This window comes from Rhizobium sp. ERR 1071, from assembly GCF_007828675.1.
In the GTDB taxonomy this organism is placed as follows: Bacteria; Pseudomonadota; Alphaproteobacteria; order Rhizobiales; family Rhizobiaceae; genus Rhizobium; species Rhizobium dioscoreae.
In genome coordinates this window covers 244,634-270,425 of record NZ_VITM01000004.1, presented here as the reverse complement: position 1 = coordinate 270,425, position 25,792 = coordinate 244,634, and the positions used below count along the sequence as shown (strand labels likewise).

Sequence of the window (25,792 nt, the reverse complement as noted above, 5' to 3'; positions counted from 1 at the left end):
ATGCCCGGCCCCTATGTTGTTCCCGTTCACGGGGATGCGGAACTGCCCAAGGAAGTCGACGTCGTCGTCATCGGTGGTGGCATCATCGGCACCTCGACGACGCTGGAACTTGCCGAACGGGGCCTGCGGGTCGCGCTTTGCGAGAAGGGTGGCATCGGCCAGGAGCAATCGAGCCGCAACTGGGGTTGGGTGCGCATTTCGAGGCGCGATCCGCGCGAGGTGCCCCTCATGGCGGAGGCCCTGCGCATCTGGAGCACGCTCGACAAACGTACCGGCCGCGACACCGGCTACAAGCGCGCCGGCATCATCTTCACCTGCGCGGATGACAAGCAATATGCCGATCATGAGCGCTGGAACCGCAATCTGGAAGGCTACCAGCTGGAAAGCCGCATGATTAGCGGCACCGAATTCAAGAACCTCTTTCCCGGCACGCAGATGGAGCTCAAGGGTGCGCTCTTTACCGCCGCCGACGGCCGTGCCGAGCCGCAGCGAGCCGCCCCCGCCATTGCCGAGGCCGCCCGCGACAAGGGAGCCTCCATTCTGACCGAATGCGCCGTGCGCGGTATCGAGACAGCCGGCGGCCGCATCTCCGGCGTCATCACGGAACGTGGTCCCATCGCCTGCAAGGCCGTCGTGCTTGCCGGCGGCGCCTGGTCAAGCCTGTTTGCCGGCATGTTCGGGCTCGATCTGCCGCAGTTGAAGGTGATGAATTCCGTCTTGCGCACCAAGCCGCTGGAAGGCGGCCCCGAGCAAGCCATCTGGGCGAGCGGCTTTGCCCTGCGCAAGCGTCAGGATGGCGGCTACACCATCGCTTCGGGCCATGAGAACATCGTGGACATCGTGCCGAGCTCCTTCCGCTACGCCGGCAAGTTCCTGCCGGCGCTGAAAAAGGAGTGGCGCTCGCTGAACTTCCGCGTTTCCGGCCGGTTCTTCGACGAAGCGCGCATTCCCAATCGGTGGGCGATGGACGAGGCAAGCCCCTTCGAATATTGCCGCGTTCTCGACCCCAAACCCTCCACCAAGCTTTCGAATGCGGCGCTTGCCAACCTCAAGAAAGCCTTTCCGGTTTTCGAGAAGGCCGAGATCGCTCAGCGCTGGGCAGGTTATATCGACGTGACACCGGATGCCGTGCCGGTGATCGATGCGATCGACAGCATTCCGGGCTTTCATATCGCCACCGGCTTTTCCGGCCACGGCTTCGGCATCGGGCCTGCGGCCGGACGATTGATGGCCGACATCGTCACCGGCAAGCCGCCAGTGGTGGATCGCAAGAACTTCCGCTTTTCCCGCTTCCATGACGGTTCGAAGATCGAACTGATCAGTGGTTTCTGACCTCTCCGAACCAAGCAGACAATACAAAGACGAAAGAGAAAAACAGCCGAATCCTACCAACAAAAAGGGGAACGATCATGACCGATGCAAATGACACCATCCTCCTGAAACCAACCCGCCGCCAGGCATTGACTATGATGGCGCTCGGTGCCTCCGGGTTGATCATGCCCAATATCCTCGGTCGCGGCGAGGCTTTCGCGGCACCTCCCGCCAAGCCGACCGGCCAGCTAGTCATCGGCTTCTCGCAGGAGCCGACCGTCTTCAATCCGCATCTGATCCACATCGAAGTCGATGAGGGCATCCATTTCAGTGTCTTCGATCCGCTCTTTACCGTCACACCGGAGGGCAAGTTTTCCCCTTCGCTTGCAACCGAAGTTCCGACGGTCGAAAACGGCGGCATCTCGGCCGACGGCCTTCATTGGAAGGTCAAACTGCGCGATGGCGTGAAGTGGCATGACGGCACGCCGTTCACCGCCGAAGACGTCAAGTTCACCCTCGAACTCATGGTCGATCCGAACTTCCGCAGCTGGCGCAAGACCGGCCATGAGCTGGTACGCGACCTGACCGTCGTCTCGCCGACGGAAATCACCTGGCGGATGGAAAAGCCATTTGCGCCCTACCCGTCGATCCTCGCCATGACCTTCATCGTGCCAAAGCATATCCTTGGTGCGGAGAAGGACAAGAACACCGCCCCCTTCAACAATGCCCCCATCGGCACCGGCCCTTTCAAATGGGTCGAGCGCGTCCCCGGCGATCACATCACGCTCGCGGCCAATACCGACTATTTCGGCACCGGCCCTTATCTCGAAACCCTGGTCTACAAATATGTTCCCGACCTGACGGTGCTGTATACGCAGTTCAAGACCGGCGATATCGACGTCGTCGGCCTGCAATGGATCACCCCGGATCACTATGACGAGGCCAAGGGGCTGGATGGAAAGGCTGTTGCCGTCGTTCCGGCCGCCACGGTCGAATCCGTCGGCTTCAACATGGAGAAGCCGCAATTCAAGGATCCGGCGGTGCGCGAGGCGCTCTACTACGCGATCGACAAGCAGACGATCATCGATGCGCTCTACTACGGCCTGCCGACACCGACCGAGAGCTACATTCCGCAGCAGTCCTTCTATTATAATCCGGACCTGCCGAAGCAGGAATTCAGCACCGACAAGGCCAAGAAGATCCTCGACGATGCCGGCTGGAAGCCCGGTCCCGACGGCATTCGCATGAAGGACGGCGTCAAGCTTTCCTTCACCAACTCCACCACCGCCGGCAATCATATCCGCGAACAGGTGCAGCAGTTCATGCAGCAGACCTTCAAGGACATCGGCGTGGAGCTTACGATCTCCAACCTGCCGCCGGCGGTCATGTGGGGCGATTATTGGACAATGTCGAAGTTCGATTCCGTCATCGTCGGCATCAACTTCCAGACCGGCTCCGACCCCGACACCTCCGATTATTTCCGTTCCTCGGCGATCACCGCCAAGGGCGGAGCCGGCCAGAACTCCTGGCAATATGCCAATCCGGAGGTCGACAAGCTCCTTGCGGAAGGCGGCCAGATCTTCGTGCCGGAGGAACGCAAGAAGGTCTACCAGAAGATCCAGGAGATCATGCGCCACGACCTGCCTTTCCTGCCGCTATTCCAGTATGCGACCGTACGCGGCCATAAGGTGGGGGTCGAAAACGTCACTCCCAACATCAATGTGCGCATCGACAGCTGGAATGTGGGCACCTGGTATTGGGCCAAGGCATAGGCTGCTCGTTCCAGCCCTTCGGCCGAAGCATCGAAGGGCTGATCGCTTCACATTCCGCAACCATCGGAGACGAATGCCATGTTGCGCTATCTCCTGAGCCGCCTGTGGCAGAGCCTGGTGCTGCTGCTCCTCGTATCGATGATCGGCTTTGCCGTACTTACCCTCGCTCCCGGCGGTCCGCTGTCGCAATATACGCTGACGCCAGGCATGACCAAGGAAGCGCTCGACAGGATCGCTGCCCAAATGGGTCTCGACCGGCCGCTGCCGATCCAATATCTCGACTGGTTGAGACATCTGCTGATGGGCGACTGGGGCCGCTCCTACCGGGACAACCAGCCGGTACTGTCGATCATTTTCGGCCATCTGTTCGCCACGCTGCTGCTGATGGGCACATCGATGGTGATCTCGATCGCGATCGGCACCTGGATCGGCATCAAGGGGGCAACCCGCCGCTATTCGATCTTCGATTACAGCGCCACCGTCGGCGCCATGGTGGCGCTGTCGATACCGACCTTCTGGTTCGGTCTCGTCGCCATCTATATCTTCTCGCTGAAGCTGAAATGGCTGCCGGCGGGCAACATGTACACGGTCGGCAACGGCTCGCTCGGTGATTATGCGATCCATCTGATCATGCCGAGCCTCGTGCTTGCGCTTGTCAACATCGCGGTCTGGAGCCGCTACATGCGCACAGCCACGCTCGAGGTCATCAACCAGGACTTCGTACGCACCGCCAGGGCCAAGGGCCTCTCGCCCCGGCGCGTCCTGATGCGCCATGTCGTCGGCAACGCGCTATTGCCGATGATCACGCTTGCCGGCCTGCAATTGCCGACCATTCTCGGTGGTGCTCTGGTGGCGGAGACCGTCTTCACCTGGCCGGGAATGGGCCGGCTTTTCCTTGATAGCCTTGGCTACAGCGACTATCCGGTCGTCATGGGCCTCCTGATGTTCTCGGCAATCTTCGTGCTGATCGGCAATCTGCTTGCGGATCTGCTCGTCGCCTTCGTCGATCCGCGCGTCCGGCTTGGTTAGGAGAAACGCCATGTCTTCCTCCTCCCCCGCAACCCTTTCGCAATCATTATTCGCCCATTCGCGCTGGTGGCAAAATCGGACTTTGCGCCGTTTCGTCCGCCATAGGCTCGCGCTCCTCGGCGTGGCCATGATCACGCTCATAGTCCTTGCCTGCCTGCTCGGGCCGTCACTGCTTCCCTATGACGAGCTCTATATCGACCTGCGGGCTCGTTTCGCACCGCCCTTTACGGCCGGCTACCATATTTTCGGTACTGACCCGCTTGGGCGCGACGTTGCTGTACGCCTGTTCATGGCAGGCCGGATTTCGCTCCTCGTCGGCTTCTTCGCGATGGTGCTCAGCACACTGATCGGCACGGTGATCGGCGTGGTGGCGGGCTATTACGGTGGGCGCATCGGGATATTGCTTATGCGCTTCGTCGATGCCTTTCTGTCCTTTCCCAGCATCTTCCTGCTGCTGGCGCTGGCCGCCTTCATCAAGCCGAGCCCGTTCATGATCACCGTCATCATCGCGGTGACGAGTTGGATGGAGACCGCGCGCATCGTCGAGGCGGAAGTGCGATCGCTGCGCGAACGCGATTTCGTGCTCGCCGCGCGCATGCTCGGCCTCTCCAACAGATGGATCATGTTTCGCGAACTGCTGCCGAACGCAATCGGCCCGATCATCGTCGCCGCTACGCTGACGGTTGCCCGCGCCATCCTGCTCGAAGCCTATGTCAGCTTCCTCGGCTACGGTATCCAGCCGCCGCTCCCGAGCTGGGGCAATATGCTGAACGGCGCCCAGCAATATCTCGCCAGCGCACCATGGCTGGCCATCGTCCCGGGCGTCGCCATCACGCTCGCCGTCACCAGCTTCAACTTCATCGGCGACGGCCTGCGCGATGCGCTCGATGCCCGCAGCGATCTGCACTGAGGATGCGGGATGACGAAATTTTCGCCGTTCAAAACAACCCTGTGGTATGCCACTGCGGCCCCCGCACCCGATACGACGGAGCTGGAAGGCACGATCAAGGTCGATGTCTGCATTGTCGGTGGCGGCTATACGGGCCTGACCACCGCTCTTGAGCTTGCGAAGAGCGGCACAAGCGTCGTACTTCTCGAAAAGGAGGAAATCGGCTTCGGCGGCTCTGGCCGTAACGCCGGGCACTGCACGCCGACTTTCACCCATTACAGCCTGCCGGAACTGCGCTCCATGCTGGGCGAGCCCTGGGCCGAGCGATTGATCGCCCGGCAGACGCGCGCCAACGACCGTGTCTCCAGCATGATCCGGCAGTACCAGATCCAATGCGAATGGCAGCAGAACGGCTATGTCATGGGCGCGCTTTATCCCGGCTTGATGAAGACAATCGAGGAGAAGGTTCGCACCTACAATGCTGTCGGCGCGAAAACGCGGGCCATCGGCAGGGACGAGGTTGCAGCGATCACCGGCAGCCCGCGCTTTCACGGCGGTTGGCTGCATGAAGAGGCCGGCCATCTTAATCCCCTCGGCTATTCTCGTGGTCTCGCACGTGCCGTCATCCAGGAAGGCGGCGTCATTCACACCGATTCGCCAGTGACCGGATGCGAGCGCGTGGCGGGCGGCTGGGCGGTCAGCACGCTGAAAGGGAAAGTCATTGCCGACAAGGTGATCTTCGCGACGGGCGCCTATACCGTCGGCGGCTGGCCGAAACTCGATCGGACCTTCAAGATCCAGAGGGTCTTCGTCGCCGCTACCCAGCCGCTTTCCGACGACGAGCGGCTGTCGGTGCTGCCGCGCAACACCACCATCCATGATGGACGTGGCGATATCTATGTCTACAAATACAATGCCGAAGGCCGGATCGTCGCCTCCATGTTCCCGATGGGACGGCGCGGCCGCGACATGGACTATACGCGGCAGGTCATGAGCGACCGGCTGAAATGGCTGCATCCGCAGATCAAACAGGAGATCCGCTGGGAATATTTCTGGTTTGGCGAGCTGGACATGCAATACCGCACCATCCCCCGCCTCTACGATCTGGCACCAGGCGTCGTGGCGCTGACGGGCCTGTCTGGCCGCGGCGTGCCAACAGGAAGCATGCTCGGCGGTATCCTCTCGGAATGGGCCAGAGGCGTGCCGGAAAAAGACCTGTCGCTGAAGCTGGAGCCGCTTTCAGCGGCTCCCTTCTATATGAATTACGGTCCGAAGCTGACGCTGCGCTATTATCGTATTTCGGATTGGATCAAGACCAAACTGGCGGGCGTTCCTTTGCCGCCGCATGCCTGATCGCCGCCAACATCCTCGATCAGGAGAAGGCCGAAATGCCGGCAGGCGCGACAGGTTTGACCGTGAAGATCGCTTGTGTGCGCTCACGGACACTCTTGAACCTGTCTGCTGCTGTTCCGATCAAACTATCTGACGAAGCGTTCCGGCCGGAAAGGGGCCAGAAGCGGATGACGCTTGCCGGTGGCGATCTCATCGGCAAGCAGTTCGCCGGCGATCAGGCCGAGAGTGGCACCGCTATGGCTGAAGGCAACGAAATAGCCCGGTATGGCCTGCAATTCGCCGAAAACCGGCTCGCCATCCCCCGGAATGGGTTTGGGACCAACGCCGTAGTCGCCGATTTCGAGCTTCGGATTCCCCTCCAACACCTTTGAGGCTTCCTGCAGGAGCCCTTCAAGGGTCGAAGGCTTGATTGCATAGCTGCCATCGTCCTTTACGACAACCTCTTCCTCCGACCAGGCTGAATCGAGCGCAAAAGCGCCGTCAGGAGTGGGCCTGATGGCAACCCTTGGCGTATTCAGCACAGCCTTCAGGGGATGCTTGACCGGCTTCGTCCGAACGAGAAGAGCGATCGGCGTATCGTCGCCAATATGCTGACCGGCTTCCGCAACGATCGCCGGCACCTCGCCGCCGGCCGCCAACAATACGGCATCGGCGGCCCAACGGGCGCCATTCGCAGTCGTGACGCCACGGGCGCAGCCATCCTCCACCTTGACAGCCGCCCGGCCGGCATCGGTGACGATTTCGCCGCCCAATGCCCGGAACTCTTCGGCAAGAACGCCGATCAGGGACGGCAGATCGACCCACCCCTCGCCCGGATTGAAGATTGCGCCCTGCTGCGTGACGGCGCTTGCATTGACGCCTGGCGTCACTTTCGCAATCTGGCCCGGCGTCAGCAATTGGGCATGGTAGCCAAGGTCACGCTCGTAATCGAAGACGGCGGCAATGTCGTTATCGGCTTCGTCGGCATCCCAGGTCAGGCCGCCGTCGAAACGTAGCCATGCCGCGTCCGGATATCGTGCGGAAAGCGTGCGATAGCGGTCGATGCCGGCGAGACGTAGCCGATGATAGGCATCGGAGCGGCGCCTTGCGGAATTGAGCCAGGCAAGCGAGCGGCCCGATGCGCCATTCGCCAGCGGGCCGTCGTTGATCAGCGTTGTCTGAATGCCAAGCCGCGCTAGATGAACGGCCGTGGAAACCCCGAAGATACCGCCGCCGACAACGACGACTTTTGAAGAACGAGTGGGAGCATGCATGTTGGAAAACCTTGTCAGTAGGAATTGTTACGATGGAAGGGCCGTCCGATTTCTCGCCGGCCCGTTTGTCAGAGGACCTCGGCGAGGAAGCGTTTCAGCCGTTCGCTTTGCGGATTGTCGAAGATCTGTTGCGGCGGGCCGGCTTCAACGATGCGGCCTTCATCCATGAAGACGACCTGATCGGCGACCCTGCGGGCAAATCCCATTTCGTGAGTAACGACCGCCATGGTCATGCCCTGGCGCCCGAGATTGGCCATCAGGTCGAGCACGCCCTTCACCAATTCCGGATCGAGCGCGCTCGTGACCTCATCGAAAAGGACGACTTCCGGATCCATGGCGAGCGCCCGGGCAATGGCGACGCGCTGCTGCTGGCCGCCGGAAAGACCGGCTGGGCGATGGTCCTTGCGGCCACCAAGCCCCACTTCCGCCAGGCGGGTCTCGGCAATCCGGCGCGCCTCAGCTTTCGGCATCCTCTTGATCTTCGTCAGCGACAGCATGACGTTTTCAAGCGCGGTGTGATCCGGAAAGAGATTGAAGTGCTGAAACACCATGCCGACGCGGCGGCGCAGGCTTTCCGGCTTCATGGACAGGATGCTTTCGCCATCGAGCTCGATGTCGCCGCGTTTCGGCTCAACGAGCCTGTTCAAGCACCGGAGCAGCGTCGACTTGCCCGATCCCGACGGCCCGATGATGCAGGTCACCGTGCCTCTGGCTATGTCGAGATCGATGCCTTTCAGCACTTCGAGATCGCCATAGGACATGCTGAGATCGCGGATTTGAACGGCCCCACCTTTGGAGCGCGGAGTAGCGGCGTCTGTAGGCATCCCGGTACCCGAAGCGGCCTCCAGCTCGCCGACCTCGACAAGGCCGCTCGTGCCACCGGATCCGCGCCCCTGCCGTCCAAGGCGCAAACGCGCGTCGATGTAGTTGACGAGATGCGTCAGCGGCACGGTGATGACCAGATAAAAGATGCCGGCCAGCAGCAGAGGCGAGAGATTGCCCGTCACCACAGCCTGATCCTGGCCGACGCGAAAGATTTCGCGCTCAGAGGCCAGCAGCCCCAGGAAGTAGACAAGGCTCGAATCCTTGACGTTGCCGATGAACTGGTTGACGAGGGCGGGCAGGACACGCCGGACCCCTTGCGGAATGACGATCAGTCTCATGCCCTGTCCGTAGCTCATGCTCAGCGCGCGGCAGGCTTCCATCTGCCCGCGCTCGACGCTCTGAATGCCGGATCGAAAGATCTCGCCGATATAGGCACCGGCGATCAGGCTCAGCGCGATGATGCCAAGCGGAAAAGGCGACGGCCCGAAGATCTCGCGACCGATGCGGGCAAAGCCCTGGCCAATGATGAGGATCGTCACGATCGCCGGCAGGCCGCGAAAAATATCGGTATAGATGCGCGCCGGCAGGCGCAGCCAACGTGACTGCGAAATGCCCATAACGGCGAGCACCATGCCGATGATGACGCCGAGCACGGTGGAGGCTGCCGCCAGGATGAGTGTGTTCTTCAGTCCGACCGTGATCATGCTCGGCAGGACTTCTGCCATCGCATCCCAATCGAGGAAGCTGCGACGGAGATTTTCAAGCCAATCCATTCAATTCCCCATGAAATTCGTGAGGCAGGTTGATGCTGCTGCCCGGGAAGCCGGGCAGCAGCGCGGCCTTACTTCTTGGGAAGATATTGATCGGGCATCGGCGAGCCGGGGAACCATTTCTCATAGAGCGTCTTCCAGGTGCCATCCTGCATCGCTTCGTGCAGCGCCTTGTTGAGCGCCAGCCGGAAGGCGTCGTTGCCCTTGTGGACGACGAAGCCCGCCGGTGCGTCGAAGGATGGGATATTCACGGCAATCTTCAGTGCCGGATAGCGCTCGCCATATTGTTTGGCTGCTTCATAATCGAGGAAATGTGCATCGATGGTGCCGTTGTTCAGCGCCGCCACGGCAGAATTGTTGTCCGGAAATTTGACGAGATCGGTGCCGGTGAAATTCTTCGTGGCATAGACCTCCTGCAGCGTGCCCTGCACGACGCCGAGGCGCTTGCCCTTGAGGCCGGCTGCATCCTTCATCGAGGCATCCGATGTCAGAACCGAGAGATAGCCGGCGAGATAGCCATCGGAGAAGTCGACCGTCTTCTTGCGTGCTTCGGTCGTTCCGATCGCCGCGACGGCGACGTCGAAACGCTGGTTGGCAACGGAGGGCAGCAAGGCCGAGAACTCCTGGCCGGTAAACGTCACCTTGTCCTTGGGAAAGCCCATGCGGGAAACGACGTTCAGAAAGAGCTCTATATCGAAGCCGGTGAATTGCCCATCGGCCGTCGTGAAGGTGTAGGGCTTGGAATCTCCCATCGTGCCGACGCTGATGACGTTCGGATCGATCAGGTTATAGGGATTGTCGGCGGCGACCGCCGGGCCGACGCTTGCCGCGACGATATAGGCGAGCACGCCAGCGCGCAGAGGCGCGGCGATGGCCGAGAAAATGCTGGATAGTTTCATGTTCGTTCTCCGCTCTGAAGGATGCTCTTATCGGCATTCATGCATGCGCGTCCGCATCTCCACTCCTTGCGGCAGCAAGAGATTTTCTGGACAAGAGACCGGTATCATGCATAAAGAGACCGGTCTCAATGCTATTTGTTAACTTCAGATTGACCGCCCGTCAACAACTCTTGTAATCGTCATACCATGGAAGAGCCCCTCACCTCGAAACGCTCCGTAACAGTCGCCGATGTTGCCAGGGTCGCTAAAGTCTCGAAGGCGACCGCTGCCCGCGTGCTCGGCGGCTATGGCACCGTCAGTGACAAGGTTCGCGAGCAGGTGCTTGCCGCTGCGGCGGCGCTCGAATACCGGCCGAACGAACTTGCCCGGAGCATGACGACAGGCAAATCCGGCATCATCGGGGTCGTGGTCGGCGATATCGAAAATGCCTTCTTCAGCCTTGCCGTCCGGGGCATCAGCGATGCCGCGCGCATGGCCGGCTTCAATGTGATCATTGCCAATTCCGGTGAAGAACTCGATGCGGAAAAGTCGGCGGTCGACCTGCTCATCGGCAAGCGCGTCGATGGATTGATCGTAACGCCGGCACGCTGCGACCGAATGGAGCATCTTCAGGACATACGCCGCGTCGGCGTGCCTCTTGTCCTCTTTGACCGAAACATTCCGGAGCTCGGCGTCGACGCCGTGACGGGTGACGATTTCGATGCCGCCATGGTCGCCACCCGCCATCTTCTCGACATGGGGCATAGACGGATCGCCTATATATCGGCGATGGATGCCGGGAGCGAACCCCTTGGCGATATCAGCAGCATTTCCAATTCTGCCGTGCACGAACGGGTGGATGGCATGTTGAAGGAGCAGGCCGATGCGGGCATCGAGAACGCGCTATATTACGTGCGGCTCGGCGCGACCGACCAGTCAAGGACGGATGATGTCGTCAAGAGCCTGCTGCACGATGCGGCGCCTCCGACCGCCATCATAGCGTCGGACAGTCTCGTCGGGCTCAGGGTCTTCAAGACCTTGCAAAAACTGGGATTGTCCATGCCGCGCGATATATCGATGATCTCTTTCCTTGATGCGGACTGGACGACCGTCACGACACCGCCGATCACCGTCGTCGACCAGCCGGTCTACGAAATGGGAAAGAAGGCGGCCGAGCGCCTTATCTCGCGGCTGAACGGCAAGGATCTGCCCGTCGGGCGAACCGCCATCAAAACAGGCCTGATCGAGCGCGGATCGGTCGCCTCACCACCTCACGACAGCAATCGATAACGCCTCGCTTGGTAAGTCACAGCGCGGATATGATCGCAATGCGCTTGGCGCACGCCAGCCCCATACAATCTCAAGGACAGAGCCGGCAGATTGCCGGCGGCTGCCGCTTCAAGCCGCCGATTTGCCGGTCCCCGGCAAACCTCTGCTTCATTATCCTGATCAGCACAGCGAGATACAGGAGAGACGAATGCGCGGTGCTGACATTCTGGTAGACATGCTCATCGGATACGGGGTCGATACGATCTTTGGTGTCCCCGGAGATACCAATGTGCCGCTCTATGAAGCACTTCAGCACCGCGAAGGCGAAATACGGCATGTGATGGCCCGCGACGAGCGCTCTGCCGGCTTCATGGCGGATGCTTACGGGCGGTTCACCAACAAGCCCGGCGTGTTTGAATGCCCATCGGGCGCCGGCGCGATGTATTCCTTGCCGCCGGTCGCTGAAGCGAACGGATCGTCGGTGCCGGTAATCCTGCTGACCATCGACATTCCACTACCCGGCGAGGGACGCGGCGTCCTGACGGAATTAGATTGCGCGAAACTGTTCGAACCGGTCACAAAGCTGTCCGTGCAGGTAAAGACGCCGGAAAAACTGCCCGAAATCATCCGCCGCGCCTTTCGCGTCGCCTGCTCAGGCAAACCTGGCGCGGTACATCTGCAGATCCCCGAGGATATGCTTCTGGCCGAGATAGACCTGACGCGAATATCTCTGCATGTCGAGGAGGAATGCCGTACCTTCCCTGCTTATCCTACGCTGCCGCCGCGCTCGAAGCTCGAAAAGCTGCTGGAGCTTCTTTCCAGGGCCGAGCGACCGCTGATCGTGGCGGGAGGTGGGGTGAACCGCGCCCGTGCAGGCAACGAGATCACCCGGCTTGCCGAAAAATTCAATGTGCCGATGTGCACGACGATGACTGGCCAGGGTGCAATCGATGACGACCATCGCCTCGCAATCGGCGTCATCGGCGACAACGGATATCATCCGCATGCGAACTGGGCGCTTGAACATTCCGACTTCACGCTGTTCGTAGGCTCGCGCATTGGTTCGGTCGTCACCATCGGCTGGACCTTTCCGCGGATCACGCTCAATAAACGCCTGGCGCAGATCGATATCTCGCCCGAGATCATGGCGAACAACTACGAGAATCTGCTGTCCATCCAGGGAGATGCCTTGCTTGTCCTCACGGAGTTGCTGGAGCTGAAAGCAAGTATCGAGCCCGCATTGCACGAAGCCTGGGTCGGCGAGCTCAACCGGCGCCGGCAAGTCTTTTGGGAGCATGCGGAGGAGGCGCTTTCCGACGAGCGGGTTCCTTTACGGCCCGAGCGCGCCGTGCGTGCTTTCAATCAAGCTTTGCAATCTTCCGGCAAGCCCGCGCTCATCTACTCCGATGCGGGAACGCCGACCCCATACATGACGCGCTTCCTCAAAATCAATGACCGCGAGACCCGCTTTGCCATACCACGTGCCTTTGGCGGCCTGGGTTCAGCGCTTCCCGCCACAGTCGGAGCCTGGCGGGCCGATCCATCCAAGAGGCCGATCGGTCTCTTCGGCGACGGATCGTTCGGCATGACGGTCGGCGAACTGGAAACACTGATGCGCCTGCAGGTGCCGGCGATCCTTATCCTCTTCAACAACGGGACATTCGGCTGGATCAAGGGCCTCCACCGGCTCAAAGGTCATAATCAGTGCTTCGGTGTGGATTTTCTGGCGCCGCGCGGTCAGGCAATCGCGGAGGCTTATGGTCTCAAGGCATGGACGGCCAAAACGGCTTCGGAACTCGATACCGCGTTGGCGTCCGCCTTTGCTCACGACGATGGGCCGTGCTTCATCGACGTTCATGTCGAATCCATCGCAGACCGGGTACCGCCGGTCTATTCATGGCTATTGAAGCGGGGAGAGGATCCGCTCGAGCTAAAGCCGGTGGAGAAGGCCTATTTTTGATCCAAGGGATACGCCAGAGGCAGGAATTGCCGCCGGCGCGTGAATTCGGTGGCGAACCAATCGCGGAAGATCCGCACGTTGGCCGAGTTCATCCGCGCCTGCGGGAAACAGAGATAAAAGCCTTCCCCCGACGTCTGGAGCCTGCTTAAGGCGGGCTTCAGAATTCCTGCGGCAAGTTCGGTGCGCACATGGAGCTCGGGAACGACCGCCAGCCCCATGCCGCTGATGGCACATTCGAGGATCATATCGAAGTTCGGCAAACGCGGACCGTAGATGCGGCTCTTGTAGTGCACACCTGCTCCCCGCAGCCAATGCAGCCACAGGCTCGGCCGGCTGGAATTCTGGATCAGCGGGTATTCCAGCAGCGCCTCGTCGTTTGGCAGGCCTTGCAATGGCACCAGATTCGGCGCTCCCACAACGATCAACTCTTCATCGAAGAGCAACTGACTGCGCGCCCCGCTCCAATTGCCCGTACCGCGCACGAACGCAAGATCCAGCTCGGATGCCGCGAAATCGAGATCGTGACGACAGGGATAGACCTCGAACCATGTTTGAGGATGCGCGGCTGCAAAGGCGGTCAGCATCGCAGCACCCCAGCGCCGCATCAATGTCGGCGGAAAGCCGATCTTCAGCATGCTCTGCGCCTTTCGACCGCGGACGGCATCGATGGAGACATCTTCCAACTTGTCGAGCAGGCGCGAAATCTCATCGTAATAGCGCGCGCCCTCCTCCGTCAGCACCAGCTTCGGGCCGGCGCGCTCGAACAGGGTAAGCCCCAGAAAATCCTCAAGGTTTTTTATCTGCCGGCTGATGCCGCTCTGCGTGATCCCCATGTCCTCGGCAGCCTTGGTAAAGCTCAAGTGACGCACGGATGCATCGAAGGCATGCAGGGCGCTCAAGGACGGCAGAAAACGGCGCATGACGAAGCTCCTGTTGACCAGCATGAATAAAAGTCATGAAGAACCCATTTTTCAATGCTTTTCTTTGGGAAAATTTGGCCCCAGTCTTCCCGCAAAAGAAAGTGGGAACGACATGGACTACGGCGACAGCATTGACCGCAATCTGCTTAGCATCCTGGAGGAAAACGCACGCGTAACGGCCAGTGAACTGGCGCGACGCGTCGGCCTCGCGCGCTCAAGTGTCCAGGAGCGTATCGAGCGGCTGGAACGTCGCGGCGTCATTCTTGGCTATCGTGCGATCGTGGGCCGTCGCGAGATTGATCAAAGCGTTTCAGCCTATATCTTCATCACCACCGCCCTGCGCGCGACGCAAAGGCTGTTTGCGGTATTGCGCGGCTATCCCGAGATCCTGACCGCCGACGCGATCAGCGGCCCGGCCAACATTCTCTGCCGCGTGAACGTCAATTTTTTAGAAGATCTGGAAGCGCTCATCGATGAGCTTGCGCGGATCGAAGAAATCGAAAGCGTGACCTATTCGGTCGTCCTTTCCAACAAAATCAATCGCGAAAACGCATTGATCGCCCGCAAGGCGCAATAGGGAACGAGCAATCAACTGGGATATGACCATGAACAGACGTGATTTCGGAAGGGCAGTGCTGCTCGCAGGCGCTGCTGCGCTACTTCCATCCTCCGCACTTCTTGCAGCGACCGAAGGTCCGACGCTCGAAGCGATCCGGGCGCGGGGGGCGCTACGGATCGGCGTGTTTGCAGGCACCGAGCCTTATTATCACAAGAATCTCGCAACCGGAAAATGGGAAGGTTTCTGCGTCGCGATGGGACAAGACCTCGCGCAATATATCGGCGTCAAGCTGGAACTGGTCGAGACGACCTGGGGCAACTCCGTGATCGATCTCCAAAGCAACAAGATCGATATCATGTTCGGGCTCAGCAACAATCCGGAGCGCGCCAAGGTTGTCGATTTCACCAAGGCACTGATGGACAATACCTTCACACTCGTTGCCCGCAAGGATCTGGAGGTGACGAAGTGGGAGGAAATGAACAGACCGGAGATGCGGGTGGCCGTCGACCTCGGCTCGACGCAGGACAACTTCGCCCGCAAGAACCTGCCGAACTGCACGCTGGTTGCGCTCAAATCTGCCGATGAGACCATTCTGGCGCTTCAGTCGGGTCGCGCCGATGCCATCATCCAGGTCGCGCTCCTCGCTGTCGTGACGACGAAACACCTCGCTCCAAACGTCAAACTCATCATTCCCGACCCTCACGGAAGCCAGCCGACCACGATCGGCGTGCGCCGCGATCCGAATGGCGAGTTCCGCGACTATGTCGATGCCTGGCTTGCGGAACGCCGCGGACAAGGCAAGGTCTCGGGCTGGATTGTCGATAGCCTCGCGCTCGTGGGTGTCGACAAGGCTGCACTGCCTGCAAGCCTGACCTTCTGACAGGCACGACCATGTCTGTCTCTTCGGGTGCCTTGGGCATCATCATGCTGGACACGACGTTCGAACGCCCGCCCGGCGATGTCGGCCATGCTGGATCATGGCGCTTTCCGGTCCGGTTCCGTCGGGTGCGCGGTGCATCCGTTTCCCTCGTCGTCCGTGCTGGCGGCGAGGGTCTCGTCGACGATTTCGTCGCCGCCGGACGGGAGCTGATTTCGGAGGGCTGCCGCGCGATTGTCACGTCCTGCGGCTTCATGGCGCGACACCAACGGAAACTGGCCGAGGCGTTGGGCGTGCCGGTGGCTGCCTCCAGTCTCATGCAGCTGCCCATGGTCGAGATGGCGCTCGGCGCAGGCCTGCGCCCCGGCGTGATAACGTATGATGCAGGAAGCCTCGTTCCCGAGGTGTTCGAAGCCTGCGGAGCAGATCCATCCGTGCCCGTGCGCGGCGTGCCCGCCAACGGGGCATTTCACGCGCTCATCGAAGGCTCTGCCGCATACGATCACGCGGCGCTGGAGGCCGAAGTGATCGATGCTGCTCGCAAGCTCGTCGCCGAGCATCCGTCGGTCGGCGCCATCGTGCTGGAATGCACCAACATGCCACCCTTTGCGCAGGCGATCGCGACGGCTCTCGGCCTTCCCGTCTTCGACATCCTGACATTGGGCGAGTGGCTTTTTACATCAACCTCTCCCCGGACTTTCAGCCGGGCCGAACAAAGCGCGCTGTGATGCAGTATCAATGGGACTTTTCCAGCCTATGGCAGTATCGCGGCCTCTTTCTTCAGGGCTTGGGCTACACGGTCGGCTTTACCGTTCTGACCATCGTTTCCGGAATCCTTGTCGGCACGCTCTTCGCTCTTGCCCGGCTTTCGGGTCTGAAAATCGTCACCGTTCCGATCATGACGATCGTGGAACTCTTTCGCTGTACGCCCGTGCTCGTACAATTGGTCTGGTGCTACTATGCCTTGCCCATGCTGGTCGGAATTCAGATCTCCCCTGCGATGGCAGCCTTCATCACGCTGACCATGTACGGCGCCGCGTTCTATGCGGAGATCATTCGGGGCGGCATCGTCTCGATCGATGCCGGGCAATGGGATGCCGGCCGCGCGATCGGCATGCGTCGAGGCCAGTTGATGGCCAAGATCATTCTGCCGCAGGCGTTGCGCCGCATGGTGCCGCCGCTGGTCAACCAGTCTGTCCTGCAGCTCAAAAACACCTCGCTTCTCTCCGTGCTCGCCGTGCCCGACCTGCTCTATCAAGGTCAGCTCGTGACCTCGGCCACCTACCGGCCGCTTGAAACCTACACTTTGATTGCATTCGTCTATCTGGCGGTCCTGTTCCCCATGACGCGCCTGGCGCACTGGCTGGAGGGTCGTAAGGCATGAATGGCAAGATAGAGAGAATGGGCGCAGAAGAGCCGATGATCGAGGTCGTGGGCCTGAAGAAATCCTTCGGTCCTCTCGACGTCTTGAAGGACATCAACCTTTCGGTGCCGCGCGGTCATGTGGTGGCGATGATCGGGCCAAGCGGCTCGGGAAAGTCGACCCTGTTGCGCAGCCTCAATCTGCTGTCGTTGCCGGATGCGGGCTGCATTACCATCGGCGGGAGGCGGATGGATTTTTCCGCGGGCCGGGTTGCCATGCGCGACCGGGACCTTGCGGCCTTCCGTGCCAATACCGGTATGGTGTTTCAGAACTTCAATCTGTTCCCGCATATGAGCGTCATCGACAACGTGATGGTTGGGCCTGTGAGCGTGCTGAAGCAGGACAGGAATTCCGCGCGAACCGTCGCGATGGAGCTTCTCGCCAAGGTCGGCCTGGTCGCGAAAGCCGACACGCGCCCGGAGCAGCTTTCGGGCGGGCAGAAGCAGCGCGTGGCGATCGCGCGCGCGCTCGCCATGAAACCGGAAGTCATGCTGTTTGATGAGGCCACCTCGGCACTCGACCCTGCACTGGTCGGCGAAGTTCTGGCGGTCATTCGTCAGCTAGCCGAGCAGGGCATGACGATGATCCTCGTCACTCATGAGATGGCCTTTGCCCGCGATGTCGCCGATACGGTCATCTTCATGCAGGACGGCTTCGTCGTCGAGTCGGGTGATGCGCGCCAGGTCATCAACGAGCCTCGCGAGGCGAGAACGCGAGAATTCCTCAGCCATTTCCATGGCGGACTTTCCTGAGAGCAGGACGAAAACGGCAATGACAGGCAAGGTAATCGTTGTTGGCGCTGGCATTATCGGTGCCACCGCGGCATTGAGATTGGCGGAGGCAGGCTGGGATGTCGCGCTTTGCGACGGCAACGCCCCGGGTAGCGAAGCCGGGGCAAGCTACGGCAATGGCGGCTGGATCAGCCCGGCATCGATCATTCCGATGAGCATGCCCGGTTTGTGGCGTAAGGTTCCCGGTTTCCTTCTCGATCGAAACGGGCCGCTGACGATCGACTGGAGGTCGCTGCCGCAGCTGACGCCTTGGCTCCTGCGGTTCTTGTGGGCTGGCGCCAGTAAGACCCGCGTACGCCGGACGGCGAAATTGCTGAACTTCCTGCTGCATGATGGCCCTGAGCGACATCTGGAACTCGCGCGAAAGACCGGACAGGAACAGCTCGTTCTTCAGAAAGGGCTGCTCTACGCTTATCCCGACCGGGCCTCCTTCGAGGCGGAAGCGCTGAGCTGGGAACTGCGCCGAGAAAACGGCGTAGCATATGTGGAGTGGGACGAGACCGAAATCCGGAAAAGGCTTCCGGCTCTCGGTCCCCCCTATCGCTTCGCCATCCATGTGGTGAACGGCGCCCATTGCCGCGACACCGGAAGCTATGTAGCCGGCATTGTGGAAGCCGCTCGACGCAAGGGTGTACAATTCCACCAGTCCGCCGTGACAGCTATCCTCGACGGCGTAACGCCGCAGGCGGTGCTGGAGGGTGGCGAGACGCTATCTGCCGACCGCATCGTCGTGGCCGCGGGCATACATTCCGGCCGCCTGCTTCGCCCGCTTGGCGTGCGCATTCCGATGCAGAGCGAACGGGGCTATCATGTGACTGTGACATCAGGGCAGGCACCCTTCGAAATTCCCGTCATGCCGAGTACCGGCCGGATGGCCAATACGCCGACCAATATGGGCCTGCGCCTTTCGGGCCAGGTCGAGCTTGCAACCGTGAACAAACCCCCTAATTGGGAGCGCGCGCAGGTGCTGCAACGCCATGCCCTGGCGAGCTACCCCTATCTGGCTGCCGACAAGACACCCCACCTTCGCCTCTGGATGGGACATCGGCCATCCACGCCCGACGGGCTTCCTGTGATCGGCCCACTGTCACGCCATCCCAGCCTGATCGCCGCATTCGGCCACGGGCATGTCGGCATCGCGGCAGCTCCCAAAACGGCGGATCTGGTACTCGACGCATTGGAACGTCGCATCAGCGACAACGCATGCCCTTTCCTACCCAGTCGCTTTGGGCAATGACCGATCACCCACCCCAGGCAGGCCCAAGTTGAGCGCTCCTAACGGGAATCGAACCGATGGAGCTGCAATCACTGGAACGGGCTGGAAAGACCCTGGGGTGCGCACCAGTTCGCATTCGATAGCGGCAACGCCGGCAAGGATATTTTCCTTGGCGGCGCTGACGAGCGGCTTATCGACGAAAACCTGCAGGGGGAGACATCTCGCGCGCCAAGCGTTCCAGCTCTCCGATGATCCGGTTTCGACCTAACTCACATGACCCTCCGAGCGAATATAAACCTGCAGCGTGTACCCGATATGCTCGGTCATCAGCGCTCTGGCACGTTCCAGATCCCGGTCGAGGGCCGCTTCCATCAATGCCGTATGATGCTCGATCGCCATGGCATCCTGCAAAGCGGCAACGGCTTTTTCATAACCGATCGAAAGGCCAGCAGCCGCGCGCTGCGTCGGCGCAAGGCCGAGAAAACGATGGTGGCGGCGAAGCTGATCCGAGATGGTGGACTGGAAACGCTGGAGCCAGTTCGACGTTGCCGCGCTGACAAGCGCAGCGTGAAAGGCGCTGTGCTTCTCATCCCATTCGTCCGCCATCTCCTCCGAGGCGGAGTCGGGCACGATCTTGCAGCGTGAGAGGCGATAATGTGCAGTAACGACGGCCGATTCCCAATCCGGGCCACCCTTCTCAATCGACTCCATGAGAAGCGGCAGCTCTACGACCATGCGCGCCCGCGTCAGGTCCTCCAGTTCGGCCCGCGATACTGGAGCGACAGCGAAGCCGCGATTGCTGATCGCAGTCACAAGCTTTTCGGCCTCCAGCCGCGACAGCGCCTCGCGAAGCGGCGTCCAGCCGAGGCCGTAGATATCCCGAAGGGCGCTCAACCGAAGAGAGGCACCAGGCCTTAGCTTGGTATTGAGGATGTCGCGTCGCAACAGCCAGTAAGCCGCTTCCGTCTTGCTCAGCGCATCCTTGTCCTGCATGGCCCTCGTCCCGATCCTCCCCAGGCGCAGATTATATATAAAAGCTCCTTATCCGGAAATTATATATTATATATGCCCATCGTGAATATCATATATCACAAATTGACAGGCCTGCAGCACTCGCTATGATCCCTGCCCGAGAGAGCCGAAGGAAAACGGCTCCTTATTACACCGGGAGGAAAATATGCTGAGATCTACGTCCAAGTGGCTGGCCGGCCTCGCTGTCGTCGGCGCCTTCGCAGCAAGCGTTGCAACCGCATCGGCCGAGCCCATCAAGATCGCCATCGCCAACTTCGGCGAGCATCCGCAGCTCAACGCATCGATTGCCGGCTTTAAGAAGGCTCTTGCTGACAACGGCTTCGTCGAAGGCAAGGATGTCGTCTATTCCGAAAGCAACACGAGCTTCGACGCCTCGCTCGTTCCGCAGATGATCGCCAAGCTGCAATCCGAACATCCGAAGCTGATGTATACGGTGACCACCCCCGTATCGCAGATTGCCAAGAAGGCGCTGGCCGGCTCCGGCATTCCGATCGTCTTTACGGCCGTCACCGATCCCGTCGCCGCCAAGCTCGTCCCGTCCTGGGACGCCGGTGACACAGGCATCACCGGCTCGAGCGACCTGCAGGACATCTCGGCCATCCTCACCTTCACCAAGAAGCTGCTTCCGAATGCCAAGGGCATCGGCGTGCCCTATAATCCGGGCGAGGCCAACGACGTTGCGCTGATCGACAAGGTCAAGGCCGCCGCTCCGGCAGCCGGCTTCGAAGTGGTTCCGGTCGGCGTCGACAATGTCAACGACATTCAGCAGCGCATCGCATCGCTCGCCGGCAAGGCAGACGTGATCTACACGCCCGCTTCCAACCTATTGCAGCCGGCAATCCCCGCCGTTGCCGCCGCCGCCCGCCAGGCTCAGATCCCGATCGTCAATTCCGACGACGCGGCCGTCCGCAATGGCGTCGTGCCGGCAAGCTTTGCTGTCAACTATGAGCAGGTTGGCGAAAATGCCGGCAAGATCGCCGCTGAGATCCTCAAGGGTGCCGATCCGAAGACGATCAAGCCCTCCGTTCCGGCTTACAAGGACCACGCGCCGCTGATCAACAAGACCGTGTTGAAAGCATTCGGCGCCGAAGTTCCGGCTTCGCTTGCCGATTGCAATTGCTTCACGAAGTAATAGGCGGCATTTTCTACTGCATAATTCCTTAAATCGATGTCGATCTAAGGATAAAATTATGCAGCAGCTTTAAAGTGCTACAGCGACTTTTGCGCGTCAGATGTGACGCGCGGCGCTGTAGGATCAATCCGATCCATGGCGGCGTCAGGAACGCCGCCATTTCATAACCCTACACTGCAGGGGAGGCACGGATGCTTGAGATCAAATCCGCGCGCAAGGTTTTCTACAGAGGCCAGCCCGACGAAAAGGTCGCGCTTAATGGCCTGACGCTCTCCCTCAAGACAGGCGAATTCGGCGTCGTCATCGGTTCCAACGGCGCCGGCAAGAGCAGCATGCTGAATGCGATTTCCGGCGCTCTCAGCCTCGATTCCGGTCAGATCCTCATTAACGGTGATGACGTGACGAACATGCCGGTCCACAAACGCGCCGCGCGTCTGGCTCGCGTATTTCAGGATCCGATGAAGGGAACCGCCGCCAGCATGACGGTCGGCGAAAACATGCTTCTGGCGGAACTGCGCGGCAAAGCCAGAGGATTTCGGCCCGGCCTGAATGCGGCGCGGCTCGCCGCCTACAAGGATCGGCTCGCCGTCCTCGGCCTCGGCCTCGAAAATCGGCTGGACACAAAAGTAGAGCTTCTTTCGGGCGGCCAGCGCCAGTCGCTGTCGCTCATCATGGCGGTCGGTGGCTCGCCAGATGTGCTGCTGCTCGATGAACACACAGCCGCGCTCGACCCGCGCACGGCCGATATCGTCATGCAGGCAACAGTGCGCACGGTCGAGGCGCTGAAGCTGACGACATTGATGGTCACGCACAACATGCAGCACGCCGTCGATTTCGGCGACAGCATCATCATGCTCGATGCCGGCCGCGTCCATCTCGAAATAACCGGAGATGGCAAGCGGCGCATCACCGTGCCCGAACTGATCGGCCACTTCGCCGTCAAGACCGACCGCATGCTGCTGGTGAGCTGACATCATGATGGATTTCATTCAATCAACCGTTTCGAGCTTCGTCTCGCTCATCCCGGTCACGCTGGCGCAGAGCTTCATCCTGAGCTTCGTCGTCCTCGGCATCATGATCCCCTTCCGTATGCTGAGCTTTCCGGATCTGACCAGTGAAGGTGCGTTTCCGCTCGGCGGCTGCGTCTGCGGCATCCTGCTTGCCGCCGGCGTCGCGCCGCCGCTTGCCATTGCGGTCGCCTTCGCCGTCGGCCTTGCCGCCGGCTGCTGCACGGCCTTCATTCACCTGCGCTTCCGCATCCATACGCTGCTTGCCGGCATCCTGATGTCGACCATGCTCTATAGTGTCAACCTCGGCATCATGGGCAAATCGAACCTCTCCGTCTTCGGCTCTCCGACCGTGTTCGATGTCGTGCCATTCACCGAGCCCGGCTTTCCCGCGAGCAAGATCGTCATCGCCGGCCTGCTTGCCATCATCGTGTTGATCGCCCTTAACCTTTACTTCAAGACGGAGAAAGGCACGGCCATGCGGGCGGTCGGCTCCAATCCCGACATGGCCGAGGCACAGGGCATCAATGTCTGGGCTGCCACCATCGGCGGCGTCGGCATCGCCAGCGCCTTTTCAGCCGCAAGCGGTGCACTGATGGTGCAATCGCAGGGCTTTGCCGATGTCAATATGGGTATCGGCATCCTCATCAACGGCCTTGCAGCGCTGATGATCGGCGAAGCTTTCACCGGCAAGCAGACAGTCCTGCGTCAGTTGCTGGCGCCCTTCGTCGGCTCCATCATCTATTATCAGCTCGTATCGCTCTGCCTTGCCGCCGGCATGCCGCCGCCGAACCTCAAACTCGCTACCGGCCTGTTCGTGCTGATCATGCTGGCGCTGCCGAGCATCCGCCGCAGCCGCGGCGGAGCCGTCACCCGAGAAACCATTCGCGAATAAGTTTACGAGGCAACGACATCATGGATAGCCTTCCCGATCTCGCGGCCGTCGAGGCCATGGACGAGGCCGACCCGCTGCGCGTCTTCCGCAGCCGCTTCGCCCTGCCCGCTGGCGTCATCTATCTCGACGGCAATTCGCTCGGCGCGGCCTCGCACGAGGTTTTTGCCGAAGTGCGCCAGGCCGCCATGGAAGAATGGGGCAATGGCCTGATCCGCAGCTGGAACAGCGCCGGGTGGTTTCATCTGCCACTGGAACTCGGTGATCGTATCGGCAGACTGATCGGCGCTGCCGAAGGGCAGACTGTCGTGACCGACTCCACCTCGATCAACATCTACAAGACACTTCATGCGGCGCTCGCGATGCGACCGGATCGCAACGTGATCGTGGCGGAGGGCGACAGTTTCCCGACCGATCTCTACATGGCCGAAGGCGTCGTTTCGACGCGCCCAGGTGTCACGCTGCGCCTCGAAGGCCGCGATGCCGACACCATCGAGGAATTGATCGATGAGACCGTCGCCGTCGTTCTCGTCAATCATGTCAACTACAAGAGCGGCGAACTGCGCGACATGGTGGCACTGACGAAGCGCATCCAGGCAGCGGGCGCACTCGTCATCTGGGATCTGTGTCACAGCGCCGGCGCCCTGCCCGTCGATCTCGACGGTGCCGGTGCCGATTTCGCCGTCGGCTGCACGTACAAATATCTGAATGGCGGCCCGGGCGCGCCGGCCTTCATCTACGCGGCGAAGCGTCATCACGCATCGATCGTCCAGCCGCTCAGTGGCTGGTGGAGCCACGCCCGTCCCTTCGCCTTCGAACAAAGCTTCGACGGCGATGCCGGCATCAAGCGTTTTCTCTGCGGCACGCAGCCGATCCTCTCCTTGCGGGCTCTGAAAGGAGCGCTCTCCATCTGGGATGAGGTGGACATGAACGCGCTGCGCCGGAAAAGCATAGCGCTGACCGATCTCTTCATCCGTTTGGTCGAAGCCAAATGCGGCCAATATGGTGTGGAACTCGAGACGACGCGCGACAGCGAAAAGCGCGGCAGCCAGGTGTCCTTCATCCACAGCAATGCTTATGAGGTCATGCAGGCGCTGATCGAACGCGGCGTCATCGGCGATTTCCGCGCCCCGTCGACATTGCGCTTCGGCTTTACGCCGCTCTATGTCGGTTATCATGACGTATGGCGCGCCGTGACGGTGCTTGAGGAAATCCTGAGCAGCGGATCATGGAAGGACGCACGCTTTGCGGTGCGCGCGGCCGTGACCTGATCTACAGGCGTCGGCAGCTGGAGAGAGGAAGCTGAACATGAGCTATTTCAGGGTCACCGATTGGGACGCAGCCTATACCAATGGCGCCTATATCGTCGACGGCGATCACTGGCCAGCCGCCTGGGTCGAGCCGGCAAAATCCTTCCGTGACAGGCTGACGACCGCGGGACGCGCGAAACTCGATCTGGCCTATGGTCCTGCGGAGCGCAATCGCTTCGATCTCTTTCTGCCCGAAAGCCAGCCGCAGGGATTGGTGGTTTTCGTCCATGGCGGTTACTGGCTGCAACTGGACAAAAGCTACTGGTCGCACTTTGCAGCAGGCTCAATTATCAGAGGATACGCGGTTGCGATCCCGTCCTATACGCTTTGCCCGGAAAATCGCATCGCCGGGATCGGCAAGGAAATCGCCTCCGCGATCACGAAAGCGGCTGAACTCGTCAGCGGACCCATCGTATTGACCGGCCATTCGGCGGGCGGTCAGCTTGTCGCCCGCATGATGACAACGACATCGCCGCTGAACGAGACAATCCGCAAACGCATTCGCCATGTGCTTGCCATTTCCGGCCTTCATGATCTGCGCCCGATCATGAAGCGCAGCATGAACGCGCAGCTTCAGATCGACGACGCCGAAGCAAGGACCGAAAGCCCGGCTCTCCTCGAGCCGGTCGACAACATTCGCCTAACCTGTTGGGCTGGCGGTGCCGAGCGCGCCGAATTCGTCCGCCAGAATGCGCTGCTCGCCAATATCTGGACCGGGCTCGGCGCGGCGACCGAGGTCGTGGTGGAGCCCGACAAGCATCACTATTCGGTTCTGGACGGCCTTACGGACGCTGAGCATCCTCTCTCGCGGACCCTGCTTGCAGAATAGCGTCTTCGCAGCGGGACCAAAAGAAATGCCCTCGGCGCCACAAACACCGAGGGCATTATATCGTCAGCCGTTGACCGGCGCATTCATCGCCCAGGCGACGCCGAATGGATCGCGCAGCTGGCCCCAGCGATCGCCCCAGAACATAACCTGCGGCTCGACGACCACTTCCGCTCCCGCATCGACGGCACGCTTCCACCAGAAATCGAGGTCATCGACGACAAGCTGCATCGTGAAGGACTGCGGCTTTTCCAGCGCATGGCCGTATTCCGGAAAAGCGTCGCCGAGCATGACCGAGCTGCCGTTGATGTAGAGATGAATATGCATGGTCCGGCCTTTTTCATCGACCGGATACATGAAGGCCTGCTCGGCGCCGAAGGCGCGCTTGTAGAATTCGGCTGCCTTCACAGCGCCATCTACCGTCAGATAGGCTACGACGCCGCCGCGAACCGGCACGCGCGGCTGCTGGGACTGTTCTGTTGCATCACTCATGTTGGT

General features: G+C 60.7%; 24 protein-coding genes. 18 read left to right on the top strand and 6 right to left on the bottom strand.

The window, feature by feature from the left end; genetic code table 11:
- From FBZ99_RS16005 to FBZ99_RS15985, 5 genes are all read left to right on the top strand, one after another.
- Complete coding sequence (locus FBZ99_RS16005; protein ID WP_113350530.1) at positions 1-1,332, top strand: NAD(P)/FAD-dependent oxidoreductase; 1,332 nt, start codon at positions 1-3, stop codon at positions 1,330-1,332.
- 77 nt (positions 1,333-1,409) lie between these two features.
- The gene (locus tag FBZ99_RS16000; protein ID WP_113350531.1) at positions 1,410-3,083 is read left to right on the top strand and encodes a peptide ABC transporter substrate-binding protein; all 1,674 of its coding nucleotides are present in this window, start codon (positions 1,410-1,412) and stop codon (positions 3,081-3,083) included.
- A 78-nt stretch (positions 3,084-3,161) separates the two neighbouring features.
- Complete coding sequence (locus FBZ99_RS15995) at positions 3,162-4,112, top strand: ABC transporter permease (RefSeq protein WP_069614686.1); 951 nt, start codon at positions 3,162-3,164, stop codon at positions 4,110-4,112.
- 10 nt (positions 4,113-4,122) lie between these two features.
- Positions 4,123-5,022: an ABC transporter permease gene (locus tag FBZ99_RS15990; RefSeq protein ID WP_113329724.1), complete on the top strand. Its 900-nt coding sequence runs from the start codon at positions 4,123-4,125 to the stop codon at positions 5,020-5,022.
- 9 nt (positions 5,023-5,031) lie between these two features.
- On the top strand, positions 5,032-6,354 hold the full coding sequence (locus FBZ99_RS15985) for an NAD(P)/FAD-dependent oxidoreductase (protein ID WP_113350532.1): 1,323 nt from the start codon (positions 5,032-5,034) through the stop codon (positions 6,352-6,354).
- Between the two features lie 125 nt (positions 6,355-6,479).
- Here the strand turns inward: FBZ99_RS15985 and FBZ99_RS15980 are convergent, their stop codons facing one another.
- From FBZ99_RS15980 to FBZ99_RS15970, 3 genes are all read right to left on the bottom strand, one after another.
- A complete protein-coding gene (locus tag FBZ99_RS15980; protein WP_113350533.1) occupies positions 6,480-7,607 on the bottom strand; it encodes an NAD(P)/FAD-dependent oxidoreductase in 1,128 nt (375 codons plus the stop codon).
- Between the two features lie 68 nt (positions 7,608-7,675).
- Positions 7,676-9,205, bottom strand: coding sequence for an amino acid ABC transporter permease/ATP-binding protein (locus FBZ99_RS33775; protein WP_113389373.1), 1,530 nt, complete (start codon positions 9,203-9,205; stop codon positions 7,676-7,678).
- Positions 9,206-9,273: 68 nt separating this feature from the next.
- Positions 9,274-10,101: an ABC transporter substrate-binding protein gene (locus FBZ99_RS15970; protein ID WP_069614691.1), complete on the bottom strand. Its 828-nt coding sequence runs from the start codon at positions 10,099-10,101 to the stop codon at positions 9,274-9,276.
- A 186-nt stretch (positions 10,102-10,287) separates the two neighbouring features.
- On the opposite strand from FBZ99_RS15970, the gene FBZ99_RS15965 reads away from it, so the two are divergent.
- Together FBZ99_RS15965 and FBZ99_RS15960 are read left to right on the top strand one after the other, a co-directional pair.
- Complete coding sequence (locus FBZ99_RS15965) at positions 10,288-11,370, top strand: LacI family DNA-binding transcriptional regulator (protein WP_145633994.1); 1,083 nt, start codon at positions 10,288-10,290, stop codon at positions 11,368-11,370.
- A 187-nt stretch (positions 11,371-11,557) separates the two neighbouring features.
- Positions 11,558-13,309: a thiamine pyrophosphate-binding protein gene (locus FBZ99_RS15960; RefSeq protein ID WP_113350536.1), complete on the top strand. Its 1,752-nt coding sequence runs from the start codon at positions 11,558-11,560 to the stop codon at positions 13,307-13,309.
- On the opposite strand, the gene FBZ99_RS15955 is transcribed toward FBZ99_RS15960, so the two are convergent.
- Positions 13,300-14,229, bottom strand: a complete 930-nt coding sequence (locus tag FBZ99_RS15955; RefSeq protein ID WP_069614756.1) for a LysR substrate-binding domain-containing protein — start codon at positions 14,227-14,229, stop codon at positions 13,300-13,302. The genes FBZ99_RS15960 and FBZ99_RS15955 overlap by 10 nt on opposite strands.
- Here FBZ99_RS15955 and FBZ99_RS15950 point away from each other — a divergent pair.
- The 6 genes from FBZ99_RS15950 to FBZ99_RS15925 are packed head-to-tail and all read left to right on the top strand — an operon-like array spanning position 14,228 to position 19,116.
- Positions 14,228-14,806 carry an Lrp/AsnC family transcriptional regulator gene (locus FBZ99_RS15950; RefSeq protein WP_233788580.1) on the top strand — a complete coding sequence of 193 codons (579 nt, stop codon included), beginning with the start codon at positions 14,228-14,230 and terminating at the stop codon, positions 14,804-14,806. The genes FBZ99_RS15955 and FBZ99_RS15950 overlap by 2 nt on opposite strands.
- Positions 14,807-14,834: 28 nt before the next feature.
- Positions 14,835-15,668, top strand: coding sequence for a transporter substrate-binding domain-containing protein (locus FBZ99_RS15945; protein WP_113350538.1), 834 nt, complete (start codon positions 14,835-14,837; stop codon positions 15,666-15,668).
- A gap of 11 nt (positions 15,669-15,679) precedes the next feature.
- The gene (locus tag FBZ99_RS15940; RefSeq protein ID WP_113350539.1) at positions 15,680-16,393 is read left to right on the top strand and encodes an aspartate/glutamate racemase family protein; all 714 of its coding nucleotides are present in this window, start codon (positions 15,680-15,682) and stop codon (positions 16,391-16,393) included.
- Entirely contained in the window at positions 16,393-17,049 is a 657-nt protein-coding gene (locus FBZ99_RS15935) for an amino acid ABC transporter permease (protein WP_113350540.1), read from the top strand. Before FBZ99_RS15940 ends, FBZ99_RS15935 begins: the two co-directional genes overlap by 1 nt.
- Positions 17,046-17,840 (top strand): amino acid ABC transporter ATP-binding protein, encoded by a 795-nt coding sequence (locus tag FBZ99_RS15930; protein WP_281408392.1) that lies wholly within the window; start codon positions 17,046-17,048, stop codon positions 17,838-17,840. The genes FBZ99_RS15935 and FBZ99_RS15930 overlap by 4 nt, the downstream gene beginning before the upstream one ends.
- Positions 17,841-17,859: 19 nt before the next feature.
- A complete protein-coding gene (locus FBZ99_RS15925) occupies positions 17,860-19,116 on the top strand; it encodes an NAD(P)/FAD-dependent oxidoreductase (RefSeq protein ID WP_113350541.1) in 1,257 nt (418 codons plus the stop codon).
- Between the two features lie 243 nt (positions 19,117-19,359).
- Here the strand turns inward: FBZ99_RS15925 and FBZ99_RS15920 are convergent, their stop codons facing one another.
- On the bottom strand, positions 19,360-20,088 hold the full coding sequence (locus FBZ99_RS15920; protein ID WP_113350542.1) for a GntR family transcriptional regulator: 729 nt from the start codon (positions 20,086-20,088) through the stop codon (positions 19,360-19,362).
- A 184-nt stretch (positions 20,089-20,272) separates the two neighbouring features.
- Here FBZ99_RS15920 and FBZ99_RS15915 point away from each other — a divergent pair, with 184 nt between their 5' ends.
- The 5 genes from FBZ99_RS15915 to FBZ99_RS15895 all read left to right on the top strand — a co-directional run bounded on the left by FBZ99_RS15915 (position 20,273) and on the right by FBZ99_RS15895 (position 25,297).
- On the top strand, positions 20,273-21,259 hold the full coding sequence (locus FBZ99_RS15915) for an ABC transporter substrate-binding protein (protein ID WP_145633992.1): 987 nt from the start codon (positions 20,273-20,275) through the stop codon (positions 21,257-21,259).
- Positions 21,260-21,450: 191 nt separating this feature from the next.
- Entirely contained in the window at positions 21,451-22,230 is a 780-nt protein-coding gene (locus FBZ99_RS15910) for an ABC transporter ATP-binding protein (RefSeq protein WP_113350543.1), read from the top strand.
- A gap of 7 nt (positions 22,231-22,237) precedes the next feature.
- Entirely contained in the window at positions 22,238-23,161 is a 924-nt protein-coding gene (locus FBZ99_RS15905; RefSeq protein WP_069610480.1) for an ABC transporter permease, read from the top strand.
- A gap of 20 nt (positions 23,162-23,181) precedes the next feature.
- Entirely contained in the window at positions 23,182-24,429 is a 1,248-nt protein-coding gene (kynU, locus tag FBZ99_RS15900) for a kynureninase (RefSeq protein WP_113350544.1), read from the top strand.
- Between the two features lie 37 nt (positions 24,430-24,466).
- Positions 24,467-25,297, top strand: coding sequence for an alpha/beta hydrolase (locus FBZ99_RS15895; RefSeq protein WP_113350545.1), 831 nt, complete (start codon positions 24,467-24,469; stop codon positions 25,295-25,297).
- Between the two features lie 63 nt (positions 25,298-25,360).
- Here the strand turns inward: FBZ99_RS15895 and FBZ99_RS15890 are convergent, their stop codons facing one another.
- On the bottom strand, positions 25,361-25,786 hold the full coding sequence (locus FBZ99_RS15890; RefSeq protein WP_069610406.1) for a VOC family protein: 426 nt from the start codon (positions 25,784-25,786) through the stop codon (positions 25,361-25,363).
- Positions 25,787-25,792 lie beyond the last annotated feature (6 nt).

Bases quoted from the DNA above. Each gene is read 5' to 3' on its own strand.
- FBZ99_RS15895 (WP_113350545.1), top strand. From the start codon at position 24,467: ATGAGCTATTTCAGGGTCACCGATTGGGACGCAGCCTATACCAATGGC.
- FBZ99_RS15935 (WP_113350540.1), top strand. From the start codon at position 16,393: ATGCAGTATCAATGGGACTTTTCCAGCCTATGGCAGTATCGCGGCCTC.
- FBZ99_RS15970 (WP_069614691.1), bottom strand. From the start codon at position 10,101: ATGAAACTATCCAGCATTTTCTCGGCCATCGCCGCGCCTCTGCGCGCT.
- FBZ99_RS15960 (WP_113350536.1), top strand. From the start codon at position 11,558: ATGCGCGGTGCTGACATTCTGGTAGACATGCTCATCGGATACGGGGTC.
- FBZ99_RS15930 (WP_281408392.1), top strand. From the start codon at position 17,046: ATGAATGGCAAGATAGAGAGAATGGGCGCAGAAGAGCCGATGATCGAG.
- FBZ99_RS15990 (WP_113329724.1), top strand. From the start codon at position 4,123: ATGTCTTCCTCCTCCCCCGCAACCCTTTCGCAATCATTATTCGCCCAT.
- FBZ99_RS15945 (WP_113350538.1), top strand. From the start codon at position 14,835: ATGAACAGACGTGATTTCGGAAGGGCAGTGCTGCTCGCAGGCGCTGCT.
- FBZ99_RS15915 (WP_145633992.1), top strand. From the start codon at position 20,273: ATGCTGAGATCTACGTCCAAGTGGCTGGCCGGCCTCGCTGTCGTCGGC.
- FBZ99_RS33775 (WP_113389373.1), bottom strand. From the start codon at position 9,205: ATGGATTGGCTTGAAAATCTCCGTCGCAGCTTCCTCGATTGGGATGCG.
- FBZ99_RS16000 (WP_113350531.1), top strand. From the start codon at position 1,410: ATGACCGATGCAAATGACACCATCCTCCTGAAACCAACCCGCCGCCAG.
- FBZ99_RS15965 (WP_145633994.1), top strand. From the start codon at position 10,288: ATGGAAGAGCCCCTCACCTCGAAACGCTCCGTAACAGTCGCCGATGTT.
- FBZ99_RS15995 (WP_069614686.1), top strand. From the start codon at position 3,162: ATGTTGCGCTATCTCCTGAGCCGCCTGTGGCAGAGCCTGGTGCTGCTG.
- FBZ99_RS15910 (WP_113350543.1), top strand. From the start codon at position 21,451: ATGCTTGAGATCAAATCCGCGCGCAAGGTTTTCTACAGAGGCCAGCCC.
- FBZ99_RS15980 (WP_113350533.1), bottom strand. From the start codon at position 7,607: ATGCATGCTCCCACTCGTTCTTCAAAAGTCGTCGTTGTCGGCGGCGGT.
- FBZ99_RS15940 (WP_113350539.1), top strand. From the start codon at position 15,680: ATGTCTGTCTCTTCGGGTGCCTTGGGCATCATCATGCTGGACACGACG.
- FBZ99_RS15920 (WP_113350542.1), bottom strand. From the start codon at position 20,088: ATGCAGGACAAGGATGCGCTGAGCAAGACGGAAGCGGCTTACTGGCTG.
- FBZ99_RS15890 (WP_069610406.1), bottom strand. From the start codon at position 25,786: ATGAGTGATGCAACAGAACAGTCCCAGCAGCCGCGCGTGCCGGTTCGC.
- FBZ99_RS15950 (WP_233788580.1), top strand. From the start codon at position 14,228: ATGACGAAGCTCCTGTTGACCAGCATGAATAAAAGTCATGAAGAACCC.
- FBZ99_RS16005 (WP_113350530.1), top strand. From the start codon at position 1: ATGCCCGGCCCCTATGTTGTTCCCGTTCACGGGGATGCGGAACTGCCC.
- FBZ99_RS15955 (WP_069614756.1), bottom strand. From the start codon at position 14,229: ATGCGCCGTTTTCTGCCGTCCTTGAGCGCCCTGCATGCCTTCGATGCA.
- FBZ99_RS15905 (WP_069610480.1), top strand. From the start codon at position 22,238: ATGGATTTCATTCAATCAACCGTTTCGAGCTTCGTCTCGCTCATCCCG.
- FBZ99_RS15985 (WP_113350532.1), top strand. From the start codon at position 5,032: ATGACGAAATTTTCGCCGTTCAAAACAACCCTGTGGTATGCCACTGCG.
- kynU (WP_113350544.1), top strand. From the start codon at position 23,182: ATGGATAGCCTTCCCGATCTCGCGGCCGTCGAGGCCATGGACGAGGCC.
- FBZ99_RS15925 (WP_113350541.1), top strand. From the start codon at position 17,860: ATGACAGGCAAGGTAATCGTTGTTGGCGCTGGCATTATCGGTGCCACC.